At 70.6% G+C, this 14,988-nt stretch carries 13 protein-coding genes and 1 tRNA gene; 11 read left to right on the forward strand and 3 right to left on the reverse strand.

Annotated features, from left to right (window positions below):
- The first annotated feature begins 54 nt into the window (after positions 1 to 54).
- Entirely contained in the window at positions 55 to 1,122 is a 1,068-nt protein-coding gene (locus tag RM590_RS26240) for a UDP-N-acetylmuramate dehydrogenase (protein WP_394813978.1), read from the forward strand.
- Positions 1,123 to 1,135: 13 nt separating this feature from the next.
- Here RM590_RS26240 and RM590_RS26245 read toward each other — a convergent pair whose 3' ends face one another.
- Together RM590_RS26245 and RM590_RS26250 are read right to left on the reverse strand one after the other, a co-directional pair.
- Positions 1,136 to 2,155, reverse strand: a complete 1,020-nt coding sequence (locus tag RM590_RS26245) for an adenosine deaminase (RefSeq protein WP_311707195.1) — start codon at positions 2,153 to 2,155, stop codon at positions 1,136 to 1,138.
- A 241-nt stretch (positions 2,156 to 2,396) separates the two neighbouring features.
- Complete coding sequence (locus RM590_RS26250) at positions 2,397 to 3,626, reverse strand: pyridoxal phosphate-dependent aminotransferase (RefSeq protein ID WP_311707196.1); 1,230 nt, start codon at positions 3,624 to 3,626, stop codon at positions 2,397 to 2,399.
- Between the two features lie 193 nt (positions 3,627 to 3,819).
- Here RM590_RS26250 and RM590_RS26255 point away from each other — a divergent pair.
- The 3 genes from RM590_RS26255 (at position 3,820) to nusG (ending at position 5,041) form a co-directional block, all read left to right on the forward strand.
- Positions 3,820 to 3,892, forward strand: a tRNA-Trp gene (locus RM590_RS26255).
- A 79-nt stretch (positions 3,893 to 3,971) separates the two neighbouring features.
- Positions 3,972 to 4,247, forward strand: coding sequence for a preprotein translocase subunit SecE (gene secE / locus RM590_RS26260; protein ID WP_311707299.1), 276 nt, complete (start codon positions 3,972 to 3,974; stop codon positions 4,245 to 4,247).
- Entirely contained in the window at positions 4,247 to 5,041 is a 795-nt protein-coding gene (gene nusG, locus RM590_RS26265) for a transcription termination/antitermination protein NusG (protein WP_311707197.1), read from the forward strand. The genes secE and nusG overlap by 1 nt, the downstream gene beginning before the upstream one ends.
- Before the next feature lie 76 nt (positions 5,042 to 5,117).
- Here the strand turns inward: nusG and RM590_RS26270 are convergent, their stop codons facing one another.
- The gene (locus tag RM590_RS26270) at positions 5,118 to 6,569 is read right to left on the reverse strand and encodes an MFS transporter (protein ID WP_311707198.1); all 1,452 of its coding nucleotides are present in this window, start codon (positions 6,567 to 6,569) and stop codon (positions 5,118 to 5,120) included.
- 107 nt (positions 6,570 to 6,676) lie between these two features.
- Between RM590_RS26270 and RM590_RS26275 the strand changes: the two genes are divergently transcribed.
- The 7 genes from RM590_RS26275 (at position 6,677) to rpoB (ending at position 14,962) form a co-directional block, all read left to right on the forward strand.
- On the forward strand, positions 6,677 to 7,315 hold the full coding sequence (locus tag RM590_RS26275) for a TetR/AcrR family transcriptional regulator C-terminal domain-containing protein (protein WP_311707199.1): 639 nt from the start codon (positions 6,677 to 6,679) through the stop codon (positions 7,313 to 7,315).
- A gap of 141 nt (positions 7,316 to 7,456) precedes the next feature.
- Entirely contained in the window at positions 7,457 to 7,888 is a 432-nt protein-coding gene (gene rplK / locus RM590_RS26280) for a 50S ribosomal protein L11 (RefSeq protein ID WP_113689416.1), read from the forward strand.
- A gap of 97 nt (positions 7,889 to 7,985) precedes the next feature.
- A complete protein-coding gene (gene rplA / locus RM590_RS26285) occupies positions 7,986 to 8,702 on the forward strand; it encodes a 50S ribosomal protein L1 (protein WP_311707200.1) in 717 nt (238 codons plus the stop codon).
- Positions 8,703 to 8,833: 131 nt separating this feature from the next.
- Positions 8,834 to 9,745 (forward strand): hypothetical protein, encoded by a 912-nt coding sequence (locus tag RM590_RS26290; RefSeq protein WP_311707201.1) that lies wholly within the window; start codon positions 8,834 to 8,836, stop codon positions 9,743 to 9,745.
- Positions 9,746 to 9,986: 241 nt separating this feature from the next.
- On the forward strand, positions 9,987 to 10,532 hold the full coding sequence (gene rplJ / locus RM590_RS26295; protein ID WP_311707202.1) for a 50S ribosomal protein L10: 546 nt from the start codon (positions 9,987 to 9,989) through the stop codon (positions 10,530 to 10,532).
- A 63-nt stretch (positions 10,533 to 10,595) separates the two neighbouring features.
- A complete protein-coding gene (rplL, locus tag RM590_RS26300; protein WP_311707203.1) occupies positions 10,596 to 10,985 on the forward strand; it encodes a 50S ribosomal protein L7/L12 in 390 nt (129 codons plus the stop codon).
- Positions 10,986 to 11,476: 491 nt separating this feature from the next.
- Complete coding sequence (gene rpoB / locus RM590_RS26305) at positions 11,477 to 14,962, forward strand: DNA-directed RNA polymerase subunit beta (protein WP_311707204.1); 3,486 nt, start codon at positions 11,477 to 11,479, stop codon at positions 14,960 to 14,962.
- Positions 14,963 to 14,988: the final 26 nt, after the last annotated feature.

A 14,988-nucleotide genomic window follows, 5' to 3' on the forward strand; every position in this document is an offset into this window, starting at 1 on the left:
ACCCTGTCCGGCCCGCGCGGCCGTCGGGCGCGACCCGCCCGACGGCCGCGCCGTATGCTGAACGACGTGCACGAGACGCGTAACGCCCCGCTCGCCCCGTTGACCACCCTGCGGCTCGGCGGGCCCGCGGACCGGCTCGTCACCGCCGTCACCGACGACGAGGTGGTCGCGGCGGTCGTCGAGGCGGACGCCGCCGGCACCCCGCTGCTGATCATCGGCGGCGGCAGCAACCTGGTGATCGCCGACGCCGGATTCCGCGGCACGGCGCTGCGCGTGGCCACCACCGGATTCGACCTCGACGGCACCCGGCTCACGCTCGCCGCCGGGGAGAACTGGTCGGCCGCCGTCGCCCGCACCGTCGAGGCCGGGCTCGCCGGCCTCGAATGCCTGGCCGGGATCCCCGGCTCGGCCGGCGCCACCCCCATTCAGAACGTGGGCGCGTACGGCCAGGAGGTCGCCGCCGTCCTCACCGAGGTCATCGCCTACGACCGCGCCGAGCGCGCCGTTTGCGCCATCCCGGCCGACGACTGCGGATTCGCCTACCGGCACAGCCGCTTCAAGGCCGACCCCGGGCGTTTCGTGGTACTCCGCGTCCGGTTCGAGCTGGAGGACGCGGGCGGGCTCTCCGCCCCCATCCAGTACGCCGAGGCCGCCCGCCTGCTCGGCGTCGAGCCCGGCGAGCGGGTGCCCGCCGCCACCGCGCGCGACGCCGTGCTCAAGCTGCGCACCGGCAAGGGCATGGTGCTCGACCCCGAGGACCACGACACGTGGTCGGCCGGCTCGTTCTTCACCAACCCCGTGCTGGAACAGGCCGAGTTCGCCGACTTCCGGGACCGCGTCGCCCACCGCCTGGGCCCCGACGTCACCCCGCCCGCCTACCCCGCCGGCGAGGGCCGCACCAAGACGTCCGCCGCCTGGCTCATCGACCGCGCCGGCTTCGCCAAGGGCTATGGCACCGGCCCGGCCCGCATCTCCGGCAAGCACACCCTGGCCCTGACCAACCGCGGCGGCGCCACCACCGCCGACCTGCTGGCCCTCGCCCGCGAGGTGCGCGACGGCGTGCGCGACGCGTTCGGCGTGACCCTGGTCAACGAGCCGGTCACCGTCGACGTCAGCCTCTGAACGATTTACCGGCCTACACCGCCAGCCACTCGTCGATCTCCAGCAGGATCTTGTCCCGCACGTCGTCCGGCGCCGCCGACCCCCGCACCGACTGCCGGGCCAGCTCCGCCAACTCCGTGTCGTCGAAGCCGTGGTGCTCCCGCGCGATCTCGTACTGCGCCGCGAGCCGCGAGCCGAACAGCAGCGGGTCGTCCGCCCCCAGCGCCATCGGCACCCCGGCGCGCCACAGCGTGCGCAACGGCACGTCCGCCAGCTTCTCGTAGACGCCGAGCGCCACGTTCGACGCGGGACACACCTCGCACGTCACCCGCGCCTCCGCCAGCCGCTCCAGCAGCCGGGGATCCTCCGCGGCCCGCACGCCGTGCCCGATCCGGGCCGCGCGCAGGTCGTCCAGGCAGTCCCGCACGCTGGCCGGCCCGGACAGCTCCCCGCCGTGCGGCGCGGCCAGCAGCCCGCCGTCCCGGGCGATCGCGAACGCCCGGTCGAAGTCCCGGGCGAAACCGCGGCGTTCGTCGTTGGACAGGCCGAAGCCGACGACGCCCCGGTCGCGGTAGCGGACGGCGAGCCGGGCCAGCGTCCGGGCGTCCAGCGGATGCCGGATCCGGTTCGCCGCGACGAGCACCCGGATGCCCAGCCCGGTGTCCCGGGCCGTGGTCTCCACGGCGTCCAGGATGATCTCCAGCGCCGGGATCAGCCCGCCCAGCCGCGGCGCGTACGACGTCGGGTCCACCTGGATCTCCAGCCAGCGCGAGCCGTCGGCCACGTCCTCCTCGGCCGCCTCCCGCACCAGGCGCTGGATGTCCTCCGGCGCCCGCAGACAGGACCGCGCGATGTCGTACAGGCGCTGGAAACGGAACCAGCCCCGCTCGTCCGTGGCCCGCAGCCGCGGCGGCCGGCCGCTGCCGAGCGCCTCCGGCAGATGGACGCCGTACTTGTCGGCGAGCTCCATCAGGGTGCCGGGGCGCATCGAGCCGGTGAAGTGCAGATGCAGATGGGCCTTCGGCAGCGAGCGGACGTCACGAGTGGTTTTCATGGGCTCTCCGTTACCAGTAGACTCCTGTGCGTGTCCCTGGGGCGCCGGGCAGGGCTTGTCCGTCGCGAGGTCGCCGACGGCCGAGCGAGAAGCCCCCGAATCAGGGGGAGGAGTCACTCCAAGATCTTGCCGCAAGGGGTCTTGGCCCAGGAAGCCGAGTTCACCGAACGAGTGCTTACCTGAACGCACAAGCGGGCAGCCGGTCGAGACCGGCTGCCCGCTTGTGCGACTCTCACGAGCCTCAGTCCGTGGCCTCGGCCAGCAGCTTCTGCAACCGCGAGACGCCCTCGACCAGGTCGTCGTCGCCCAGCGCGTAGGACAGCCGCAGATAGCCCGGCGTGCCGAACGCCTCGCCCGGGACGACCGCGACCTCCGCCTCCTCCAGCAGCACCCCGGCCAGCTCCAGGGAGGTCGCCGGCCGCCGGCCGCGGATCTCCTTGCCCAGCAGCGCCTTGACCGACGGGTAGGCGTAGAACGCGCCCTCCGGCTCGGGGCAGGTGACGCCCTCGATCTCGTTCAGCATCCGGACGATCGTCCGGCGCCGCCGGTCGAACGCCTCCCGCATCTCCGCGACGGCGGCCAGATCGCCCGAGACCGCGGTGAGGGCGGCGGCCTGCGCCACGTTGCTCACGTTGGAAGTGGCGTGCGACTGAAGGTTGGTGGCGGCCTTGACCACGTCCTGCGGGCCGATCAGCCAGCCCACCCGCCAGCCGGTCATCGCGTACGTCTTGGCCACACCGTTCACCACGACGCACCGGTCGGCCAGCTCCGGCACCACCACGGGCAGCGACGACGCGGTCGCCCCGCCGTAGACCAGGTGCTCGTAGATCTCGTCGGTGAGCACCCACAGCCCATGCTCGGCGGCCCAGCGGCCGATCTCCTCGGTCTGCTCGCGGGTGTAGACCGCGCCGGTCGGGTTCGACGGGGAGACGAAGAGCAGCACCTTGGTGCGCTCGGTGCGGGCCGCCTCCAACTGCTCGACGGAGACGCGGTAGCCGGTCGTCTCGTCGGCGACCACGTCGACCGGGACGCCGCCGGCCAGCCGGATCGACTCCGGGTAGGTGGTCCAGTACGGCGCGGGCACGATCACCTCGTCGCCCGGGTCGAGCAGCGCGGCGAACGCCTCGTAGATCGCCTGCTTTCCGCCGTTGGTCACCAGCACCTGCGAGGGCTGGACGTGGTACCCGGAGTCGCGCACCGTCTTGGCGACGAGCGCCTCCTTGAGCTCCGGGAGCCCGCCGGGCGGGGTGTAGCGGTGGAACTTGGGGGTGCGGCACGCGGCCACCGCCGCCTCGACGATGTAGTCGGGGGTGGGGAAGTCCGGCTCACCGGCGCCGAAGCCGATCACCGGGCGCCCGGCGGCCTTGAGCGCCTTGGCCTTGGCGTCCACCGCCAGGGTCGCGGACTCGGAGATCGCGCCGATCCGGGCGGAGACCCGGCGCTCTGCTGGGGAGGAGGATGCGGCAGTCATAGGGGCATCGTCGCAGACGGCCCCGGGGCGCGGCACCCGGGTTAGGGGGCGGTCGCGGGCGCGCGCGAGGCCCTCGACCGCCCCTCGACCGCCCCCGGCGGACCACCAACCGTTCGACGACTGGCGATTCAGCACGTACACTCCTCACCTGTGGCGCCTCCGATGCGGTACGTTGTCGGGCACCACGCGGCAAAGGGTCGTAGCTCAATTGGTAGAGCACTGGTCTCCAAAACCAGCGGTTGGGGGTTCAAGTCCCTCCGGCCCTGCTACACAAAGTGAACAGCCGTCCGGGTGGCCGGGCGGCTTATGACCATGACCGGGATCAGGTGAGGACGAGTGGCTGGGATCACGGACTCCGTGGAGACGCCAGAGCCCCGAGAGCCCCGGGGCGAGGGCAGCACCGGCCGCCGGGGCGGCAGGCGCGCAAAGAAGGGCCCGCTGGGTCGGCTCGCGCGTTTCTACCGGCAGGTGATCGCCGAGCTGCGGAAGGTTGTCTGGCCCTCGCGGCGCCAGTTGACCACCTACACCACCGCGGTGATCGTCTTCGTCATCGTCGTCATCTGTCTCCTGACCGTGCTTGACTGGGGGTTCAGCCGCACCGTCGAGTACGTCTTCGGCTGATGTCGCACCCCTCGTCCAGCAGTCAGGAAGAAGCAGCTACCGTGTCCGACCCGAATCCGTATGACGCCGCGCCCGACGCCGAGGGCGAGGACACCGCGCGCGAGGCAGCCGAGGCCGAGTCGGCCGACGCCGTCGAGCAGGACGAAGCCGCCGCGGCGGAGCCGGAGCAGCCGGAGCCGGTCGACCCCGTCGCCCAGCTCCGCGAGGAGCTGCGGGTTCTGCCTGGCGAGTGGTACGTCGTGCACACGTATGCCGGTTATGAGAACCGCGTCAAGACGAATCTGGAGCAGCGGGCCGTCTCGCTGAACGTCGAGGACTACATCTTCCAGGTCGAGGTGCCCCAGGAAGAGGTCGTCCAGATCAAGAACGGCGACCGACGGACCATCAAGCAGAACAAGCTCCCCAGTTATGTGCTGGTGCGGATGGACCTGACGAACGAGTCCTGGGGCGTCGTGCGGAACACCCCGGGCGTGACGGGCTTCGTCGGGAACGCCTATGACCCGTACCCGCTGACGCTGGACGAGATCGTCAAGATGCTCGCCCCCGAGGCCGAGCAGAAGGCCGCCGCGGAGGCTGCGGCCGAGGGCGGCGCCCCGGCCGGGCGCAAGGTCGAGGTCCAGGTGCTGGACTTCGAGGTGGGCGACTCGGTCACGGTCACCGACGGCCCGTTCGCGACGCTCCAGGCGACGATCAACGAGATCAACCCCGACTCGAAGAAGGTCAAGGGCCTGGTGGAGATCTTCGGCCGGGAGACCCCGGTCGAGCTGAGCTTCGACCAGATCCAGAAGAACTGACCGCTCGCGCGACGCGGGCAGGCCCCCATCGGCGGTTCACCGCCGGTGGGGGCTTTGTCGTGCGGCCCGGGGCCGGTCAGGACGCGGGGCGCCGGCCGGGGATGAGGGCGAGGGCCACCGCCGCCGCGACGGCCAGCAGCGCCCCGGCCGCGCCGAGGGCCGCGCCGTAGCCGTCGGCCGCGGCGGCGGTCGAGGCGCCGCCGTGGCCGCCCATCACGGTGGCGGCGAGGGTGTCCAGCACGGCCAGCCCGATCGAGCCGCCCACCTGGCGCGAGGTGTTGATCAGCCCGGAGGCCATGCCGGCCTCGCCCGGCTCGACGCCGGATGTCGCGGCCGTGCCCAGCGGCACGACGCACATCCCGATGCCGGTGGCGGCCACCAGCGACGGGCCCGGGATCGCCGTCCAGAAGCCGCCGTTCGCCGCGAAGGCCAGGCCGAACCAGGCGAATCCGGCGGCGCCGACCAGCCCACCGAGCACCAGCGGCAGCCGCAGTCCGAGCGGGGCGACGGCCCTGGTGGCGATGGCCGAACCGAGCACGATGCCCACGCAGAACGGCAGGAACGCCACCCCGGCCGCGGTCGGCCCGTAACCGAGCACCCGGTGCAGGTAGAGCGAGGTGAAGAAGAACGCGGCGAACTGGCCGGAGAACAGCAGCATCATGAACAGGTTGGCGCCCAGGACCGGCCGCACGGCCAGCAGCCGCATGCGCAACAGCGGCTCCCGGACGCGCAGTTCGACGGCCACGAAGGCCGCCAGCAGCACGGCCGCGGCGGCCAGCGTCAGCGCGGTGGCCGGCGACGCCCAGCCGACCTCGCCGGTGCGGACCACGCCGAGCACCAGCGCCGCCGCCCCGGCCGTCACGAACAGCGCCCCGGCGAGGTCCGGCCGCCGGGCGGCGCCCCCCGCCCGGGGCTCGGAGGCCAGCCGCAGGCCCGCGCCCAGCGCGAAGGCGACGATCGGCACGTTGACCAGCATGACCGCGCGCCAGCCGAACGCCTCGGTCAGCAGGCCGCCCGCCAGCACGCCTACCGCGCCGCCCACCGCCGCCGTCGCACCCCACAGGCCGAGCGCGCGCGAGAGCGCGGGCCCGCGCGGGAATCCGGTGGTGAGCAGCGCCAGCGCGACGGGCGCCAGCGCCGCCGCCCCCGCGCCCTGCACGGCGCGGGCGGTGATCAGCCAGCCCGGGGACTGCGTCAGGCCGCCGGCCAGGCTGGCCAGGCCGAACACCACCAGCCCGGCCAGCAGCGTGCGGCGGCGCCCGGCCAGGTCGCCGAGCCGCCCGCCGAGCATCATCAGCCCGCCGAACGCGAGCGCGTAGGCGTTGATCACCCAGGTCAGGTTGTCGCCCGTGAAGCCGAGGTCCGCGCGGATGTCCGGCAGCGCGACGTTCACCACCGAGACGTCGAGCGCGACCATGAACTGCACGGTCAGGACGACGGCCAGCAGCCGCCCGCGGGGCGGCGGAGCCGGGTCCGGGGGCCGGCCGGTCCGTTGGACCGGGGGCGTGAACGGCTGGGCAGGGGCCATGGATTCCTCCTGGACAGGGGGAACGGGCACGCGTTCGCGTACCACGTACGTAAACGGGGCCGCCCAGTCGAACACGTACGATGTACGTAGGTCAAGGAGAGGAAGTCATGCCGGCGCCACGCAAATTCAGTCGGGAACAGGTGGGGGCCGCCGCGCTGGCACTCGTCGACGAACAGGGCCTGTCCGCCCTGACCATGCGCAATGTCGCCACCGCCCTCGGCACCGGCGCCATGACGATCTACAACTACGTCGACGGGCGCGAGGGGCTGGAGGCGCTGCTCGTCGACGCCGTGCTGAGCGGCGTCCGGCAGGTCCCCGGCGTTCCCTCGGCGGACTGGCGGGCCGATGTGCGGGCCGTCGCCGAGGCGCACTGGCGCGCGGTCCGGGCCCACCCGGACGTGATCCCGCTGATCCTCACCCGGCGCAGCGTGGACCCGTCCTCGCTCGCGGGCGCCGAGCAGCTGCTCGGCACGCTGGCCCGCGGCGGGCGCTCGGGGGCCCAACTGCTGGTCGCCTTCCGGGCCGTGACCGGTTTCGTGATGGGGTTCGCCCAGGCGGAGCTGGCCGGCCCGCTGTCGATCGCGCCGGACGAGGACGCCGGCGCCATCATCGAGCGGGTGCGCGCGCTGCCGCAGGAGCGCTTCCCCCGGCTCATCGAGATCGCCGAGGCGGCGGCCGGGAGCAGCCCGGAGGCGGAGTTCCACGCCGGGCTCGACTTCATCGTCGCGGGTCTCGGGGACTCCTGACCGACCGGGCGGATTTTGGCCGGATGACGTGACCCGTTACCGTGGTGCGGTATGCCTCCGTGCCGATGACGCCGATGACGTCCATCAGGCCGCCCGGGGGCAGGATCGAAATCCACGACGAAGGACCCGGAGGGCGAGCGCATGCCGCCTAGGAAGAAAGTCACAGGGCTGATCAAGCTCCAGATCCAGGCTGGCGCGGCCAACCCCGCCCCGCCTGTCGGTCCGGCGCTGGGCCAGCACGGTGTCAACATCATGGAGTTCTGCAAGGCCTACAACGCCGCGACCGAGTCGCAGCGCGGGTGGGTCATCCCGGTGGAGATCACGGTCTACGAGGACCGTTCCTTCACCTTCATCACCAAGACGCCGCCGGCCGCCAAGATGATCCTCAAGGCCGCGGGCGTGGAGAAGGGCTCCGGCGAGCCCCACAAGACCAAGGTCGCCAAGATCACGCGCGCCCAGGTCCGGGAGATCGCCACCACCAAGATGCCCGACCTCAACGCCAACGACCTGGACGCCGCCGAGAAGATCATCGCCGGCACCGCCCGTTCCATGGGCGTGACCGTCGAGGGCTGACCTCGCGCCGTTCCGGAACTCCGTGGCAGGGCCAGGCGCTGGCCCGGACCACGACTCCATGCCCGTTTTGAGAAGCGAAGAGCTTGCAGGAGCAGTAGTGAAGCGCAGCAAGAATTTCCGCAGCGCGGAGGCGAAGGTCGACAGGACCCGCGTCTACGCGCCGCTGGAGGCCGTCCGTCTCGCCAAGGACACCTCCCCGGCCAAGTTCGACGCGACCGTCGAGGTCGCCATGCGCCTGGGCGTCGACCCGCGCAAGGCCGACCAGATGGTCCGCGGCACCGTCAACCTGCCGCACGGCACCGGCAAGACCGCCCGGGTCCTGGTCTTCGCGACCGGTGAGCGTGCCGCGGCCGCGGAAGCCGCGGGGGCCGACATCGTCGGCTCCGACGAGCTGATCGAGGAGGTCGCCGGCGGCCGTCTGGACTTCGACGCCGTCGTGGCGACGCCGGACCTGATGGGCAAGGTCGGCCGCCTCGGCCGGGTGCTGGGCCCCCGCGGCCTGATGCCGAACCCGAAGACCGGCACCGTCACCCCTGACGTGGCCAAGGCCGTCACCGACATCAAGGGCGGCAAGATCGAGTTCCGCGTGGACAAGCACGCGAACCTGCACTTCGTCATCGGCAAGGTCTCCTTCGCCGAGGCGCAGCTCGTGGAGAACTACGCCGCCGCGCTGGAGGAGATCCTCCGGCTCAAGCCGTCCGCGGCCAAGGGGCGTTACCTGAAGAAGGCGACCATCACCACCACGATGGGCCCGGGTGTGCCGGTGGACACCAACCGCACCCGTGACCTGCTCGCGGAGGAAACGGCCGTCTGACCGCTCGTGCCCGCCCGTCCCCGTTCTGTCACAGAGCGGGGACGGGCATTTTCGTCGTCCCGCCGCTGAGTTAGCGTGAGGCTTGGGGGAGAACCGGCAAGTCGGGACACCACGGAAGAACCGGGGACACCATGCGTTCACCAGGCAGGGTCGCGCTGGGCGCCGCGACCGCAGTGCTGCTGGCGGGCACGGCCGCGTGCGGCGGCTCCGAGTCCGGCAGCCCGTTTGACAGCAGGGGCGGGGACACCGCGCCCGGCGGCGACGCCTTCGAGGCGGTGGCCGCCGCGGCGGAGACCACCCAGGAGGTCACCTCCGCCAACTTCGAGGCCGTGATGAGCTCGCCGCAGTCGGCCGGCGGCGACCTGGAGATGACGGGCTCCATGTCGTGGGAGCCCGAGCTGGCCATGGACCTCACGATGTCCGGGGACGGACTTGCCGCCGCGCCGGGCATGCCCGCCGAGGTGTCCGTCCGCTGGGTGGACGACGTGATGTACATGGACATGGGCGAGGACTTCGCGGCCGAGTTCGAGGGCCGCAACTGGATGGCGATGGACCTGATGGCCCTCGCCCAGGAGACGGGCGACGAGGCGGTCGCGGACGCCATGTCCTTCGGCCTCGACTCGGCCAACCAGGACCCGGCCCAGCAGCTCGCGCTGCTGCTGGAGTCGCCCGAGATCGAGCTGGTGGGCGAGGAGACCCTGGACGGCGTCGAGGTCAGCCACTACCGGGGCACGATCTCCACCGAGGACGCCCTGGAGAACGGCGGCGGCGCGGGTCTCCTCACCGAGGAGGAGCGCCGGCGGCTCGCCGACGCCATGGGCGAACAGGGCATCGAGAGCTACCACTTGGACGTCTGGGTCGACGAGAACGACCTTCCGGTGCGCATCAACCAGTCCTACGACACCGACTCGGGGCCGGTGGAGTACGAGGTCCGGTACAGCGACTTCGGCGCGGACGTCACGGTCGAGGCCCCGCCGGCCGGCTCGGTGCTGGACTTCATGGACCTGATGGGCGAGCTGGAATCGGGGATGGATCTGGGCTGATTTGCCTCGCGCCCGCCCGTTCACGTAGCCTCTCAGGGTAGCCAAAGACCGCTGGTTGTTGTCCCGGAGATCCCTCAGGGGGTTCCGGGCGGCCGAAGGATCCGCTCACGCGGACGGCCTGCGCAGGTGACCGTGGAGAGACGAGTTTTTTCGTCCGCCCTGTGCGCCTGCGCCAGGGCGTTTCGTTTTTGTCCGGTCCCTTCCGTGCGGTCCCGAATGACCCGGAAGGAGGGCCGAGGTTATGGCGAGTACCGACAAGGGTGCGGCTGTCGCGGAGATCAAGGAGAACTTCCAGAACTCCAACGCGGCCGTCGTCACCGCGTACACCGGGCTCACCGTGGCGCAGCTCAAGCAGCTCCGCCGTTCTCTCGGTGAGAACGCCCAGTACCGCGTGGCGAAGAACACGCTGACCAAGATCGCGGCCAACGAGGCCGGGGTCACCGGGCTCGACGAGTTCTTCAAGGGCTCGACGGCCGTCGCCTTCGTGACCGGTGACCCGGTCGAGGCGGCCAAGGGTCTGCGCGACTTCGCCAAGGAGAACCCCGCGCTCGTCATCAAGGGCGGCGTTCTCGACGGCAAGACGCTGAGCGCCGAGGAGATCACCAAGCTCGCGGACCTTGAGCCCCGCGAGGTGCTGCTCGCCAAGCTGGCCGGCGGCATGAAGGCGTCCATGGCGAAGGCCGCGGCGACCTTCCAGGCCCCGCTCACGAAGTTCGTCCGCACCGCGGACGCGCTGCGCAGCAAGGTGGAGCAGGGCGGTGCCGGCGAGCCGGCTCCGGCCGAGTAGGCAATCGCCCACGCCCGATATATCAAACCGGCACCTGCCGACTGAAGTGGAAGGACCGCCATCATGGCGAAGCTGAGCCAGGACGAGCTGCTCGCGCAGTTCGAGGAGATGACCCTGCTGGAGCTCTCGGACTTCGTGAAGAAGTTCGAGGAGAAGTTCGACGTCGAGGCCGCCGCCCCGGCCGCCGTCGTCGCCGCGGCCCCGGGTGGCGCGGGTGCCGCCGCCGAGGCCGAGCCGGAGAAGGACGAGTTCGACGTCGTCCTCACCGGTGCGGGCGAGAAGAAGATCCAGGTGATCAAGGTCGTGCGCGAGCTGACCTCCCTGGGTCTGAAGGAGGCCAAGGAGCTGGTCGACAACACGCCGAAGCCGGTTCTCGAGAAGGTCAACAAGGAGGCCGCCGAGAAGGCGAAGGAGTCCCTTGAGGCCGCCGGCGCCGGCGTCGAGGTCAAGTGACCTCGGGACGCTCCGCGTAGTCCTGCCAGGGGCGATCACCCAGTCGGGTGGTCGCCCCTGGGCGTTGTGGCGACTGGCTCCTTGCCCCCGGCGCAGCGCGGGGTATGGTGATCTTCGGTCGCTCACGGGCCACACCCGGGACGGGTGACGAGGGAACTGGGGCCTTGACGAACCGCACTGGGCGCGCGATTCTCCTCTCGCGCCGCCAGATCGGTCCGGGATTCGAGGCATGAATCCCCGGCGGGGCGGGAAGTGATGCGGCAGGTGGATCAGCACCCGGCGATCGAGGCCGTCGGAGGCAGGTCCGGAGGGCGACGGATGGGCAGTGCGTGAGGCATTCCGAGGGTGGCTCCTCGATGCTGGATAAGCACATTGGACATCAGTGGGTCTTGTGGCTACACTGACCCTTTGCGCTGCCTGGCTACTCCCTGCCCGTCACCAGGAGGGTCGGCACGCGCGCAGAGAGTCCGAGCCCTCGGAAGGACCCCCTCTTGGCCGCCTCGCGCAACGCCTCGACCAACAGTACGAATAATGGCACCAGCACCGCACCCCTGCGTGTCTCTTTTGCGAAGATCAAGGAGCCGCTAGAGGTTCCGAATCTCCTTGCGCTGCAGACCGAGAGCTTCGACTGGCTTCTCGGGAATGACGCCTGGAAAGCCCGCGTCGAGGCCGCGCTGGAGAGTGGACAGGACGTCCCGACGAAGTCGGGTCTTGAGGAGATCTTCGAGGAGATCTCCCCCATCGAGGACTTCTCGGGGTCCATGTCGCTGACCTTCCGCGACCACCGTTTCGAGCCGCCGAAGAACTCGATCGACGAGTGCAAGGAGCGCGACTTCACGTACGCCGCGCCGCTCTTCGTCACCGCCGAGTTCACCAACAACGAGACCGGCGAGATCAAGTCCCAGACCGTCTTCATGGGCGACTTCCCGCTCATGACGGACAAGGGCACCTTCGTGATCAACGGCACCGAGCGTGTCGTCGTCACGCAGTTGGTCCGTTCGCCGGGCGTCTACTTCGACAGCAGCATCGACAAGACCTCCGACAAGGACCTGTTCTCCGCCAAGGTCATCCCCTCCCGGGGCGCCTGGCTGGAGATGGAGATCGACAAGCGCGACATGGTCGGCGTGCGCATCGACCGCAAGCGCAAGCAGTCCGTGACCGTGCTGCTCAAGGCGCTGGGCTGGACCTCCGACCAGATCCTGGAGGAGTTCGGCGACTACGAGTCCATGCGCGCCACCCTGGAGAAGGACCACACCCAGGGGCAGGACGACGCGCTGCTCGACATCTACCGCAAGCTCCGCCCGGGCGAGCCGCCGACCCGCGAGGCCGCGCAGACCCTCCTGGAGAACCTGTACTTCAACCCCAAGCGGTACGACCTGGCCAAGGTCGGCCGTTACAAGATCAACAAGAAGCTCGGCGGGGACGAGCCGCTGGACGCCGGCGTGCTCACCGTCGAGGACATCGTCGCGACCATCAAGTACCTGGTCAGGCTGCACGCCGGGGAGACCGAGACGGTCGTCGCCGGGGACCGGACGATCGTCATCGAGACCGACGACATCGACCACTTCGGCAACCGCCGCCTGCGCAACGTCGGCGAGCTCATCCAGAACCAGGTCCGCACCGGTCTGGCGCGCATGGAGCGCGTGGTCCGCGAGCGGATGACGACGCAGGACGTCGAGGCGATCACGCCGCAGACCCTGATCAACATCCGGCCGGTCGTCGCCTCCATCAAGGAGTTCTTCGGCACCAGCCAGCTCTCCCAGTTCATGGACCAGACGAACCCGCTCTCCGGGCTCACCCACAAGCGCCGCCTCAACGCGCTGGGCCCGGGCGGTCTGAGCCGTGAGCGGGCCGGCCTCGAGGTTCGTGACGTGCACCCCTCGCACTACGGCCGGATGTGCCCGATCGAGACCCCCGAGGGCCCGAACATCGGCCTGATCGGCTCGCTCGCCGCCTTCGGCCGGGTGAACCCGTTCGGCTTCGTCGAGACCCCGTACCGCAAGGTCTCCGAGGGTGTCGTCACCGACGAGGTGCACTACCTGACCGCGGACGAGGAGGACCGGTACGTCATCGCGCAGGCCAACGCGAGGCTGACCGACGACTACCGCTTCGCCGAGGCCCGCGTGCTGGTCCGCCGCCGCGGCGGTGAGATCGACTACGTGTCCGGTACCGAGGTCCACTACATGGACGTCTCGCCGCGCCAGATGGTGTCGGTCGCGACCGCCATGATCCCGTTCCTGGAGCACGACGACGCCAACCGCGCCCTGATGGGCTCGAACATGATGCGGCAGGCCGTGCCGCTGATCCAGGCCGAGTCGCCGCTGGTCGGCACGGGCATGGAGTACCGTTCCGCCGTCGACGCGGGCGATGTGATCAAGGCCGAGCAGGACGGCGTCATCACCGACGTCTCCGCCGACTACATCTCCATCCAGAACGACGACGGCACCCACGTCACGCACCGGCTCGCCAAGTTCCACCGGTCCAACCAGGGCACCTCCTACAACCAGAAGGTCCTGGTCGAGGAGGGCGAGCGCGTGGTGGCCGGCCAGGTCATCGCCGACGGCCCCTCCACCCAGCGCGGTGAGATGGCCCTCGGGAAGAACCTGCTGGTCGCGTTCATGCCGTGGGAGGGCTACAACTACGAGGACGCGATCATCCTCTCCCAGCGCCTGGTGCAGGACGACGTCCTGTCCTCGATCCACATCGAGGAGCACGAGGTCGACGCCCGCGACACCAAGCTGGGCCCCGAGGAGATCACCCGGGACATCCCGAACGTCTCCGAGGAGGTCCTGGCCGACCTCGACGACCGCGGCATCATCCGCATCGGCGCCGAGGTCGAGGCCGGCGACATCCTGGTCGGCAAGGTCACCCCGAAGGGCGAGACCGAGCTGACCCCGGAGGAGCGCCTGCTGCGCGCGATCTTCGGCGAGAAGGCCCGTGAGGTCCGCGACACCTCGCTGAAGGTGCCGCACGGCGAGACCGGCAAGGTCATCGGCGTGCGCGTCTTCGACCGCGAGGAGGGCGACGAACTGCCCCCGGGCGTGAACCAGTTGGTCCGCGTCTACGTGGCGCAGAAGCGCAAGATCACCGATGGCGACAAGCTGGCCGGCCGGCACGGCAACAAGGGCGTCATCTCGAAGATCCTGCCCGTGGAGGACATGCCGTTCATGGAGGACGGCACCCCCGTGGACATCATCCTCAACCCGCTGGGCGTGCCCTCCCGGATGAACCCGGGTCAGGTGCTGGAGATCCACCTGGGCTGGCTGGCCTCCCAGGGCTGGCAGGTCGAGGGCGCCGACGCGGACTGGAAGGAGCGGCTCGCGGCCATCGGCGCCGACGACGTCGCGCCGGGTACCAATGTCGCGACGCCCGTGTTCGACGGTGCCCGCGAGGACGAGATGGCCGGTCTCTTCGAGTCCACCATCCCGAACCGCGACGGCGACCGGCTCGTGCTGCCCTCCGGCAAGGCCCGGCTGTTCGACGGCCGGTCCGGCGAGCCGTTCCCCGACCCGATCTCGGTCGGCTACATGTACATCCTGAAGCTCCACCACCTCGTCGACGACAAGCTGCACGCCCGCTCGACCGGCCCGTACTCCATGATCACCCAGCAGCCGCTGGGCGGTAAGGCCCAGTTCGGCGGTCAGCGCTTCGGCGAGATGGAGGTGTGGGCGCTGGAGGCGTACGGCGCCGCCTACGCCCTCCAGGAGCTGCTCACCATCAAGTCCGACGACGTGACCGGCCGCGTGAAGGTCTACGAGGCGATCGTCAAGGGCGAGAACATCCCGGAGCCCGGCATCCCCGAGTCCTTCAAGGTGCTCATCAAGGAGATGCAGTCCCTGTGCCTCAACGTGGAGGTGCTGTCGTCCGACGGCATGTCCATCGAGATGCGGGACACCGACGAGGACGTCTTCCGCGCCGCGGAGGAGCTCGGCATCGACCTGTCCCGGCGCGAGCCGAGCAGCGTCGAAGAGGTCTGACGGGTCGGGCCGGACGGGAGCACCAT

The sequence above is a fragment of the Streptomyces litchfieldiae genome (assembly GCF_031845365.1).
In the GTDB taxonomy this organism is placed as follows: Bacteria; Actinomycetota; Actinomycetes; order Streptomycetales; family Streptomycetaceae; genus Streptomyces; species Streptomyces litchfieldiae.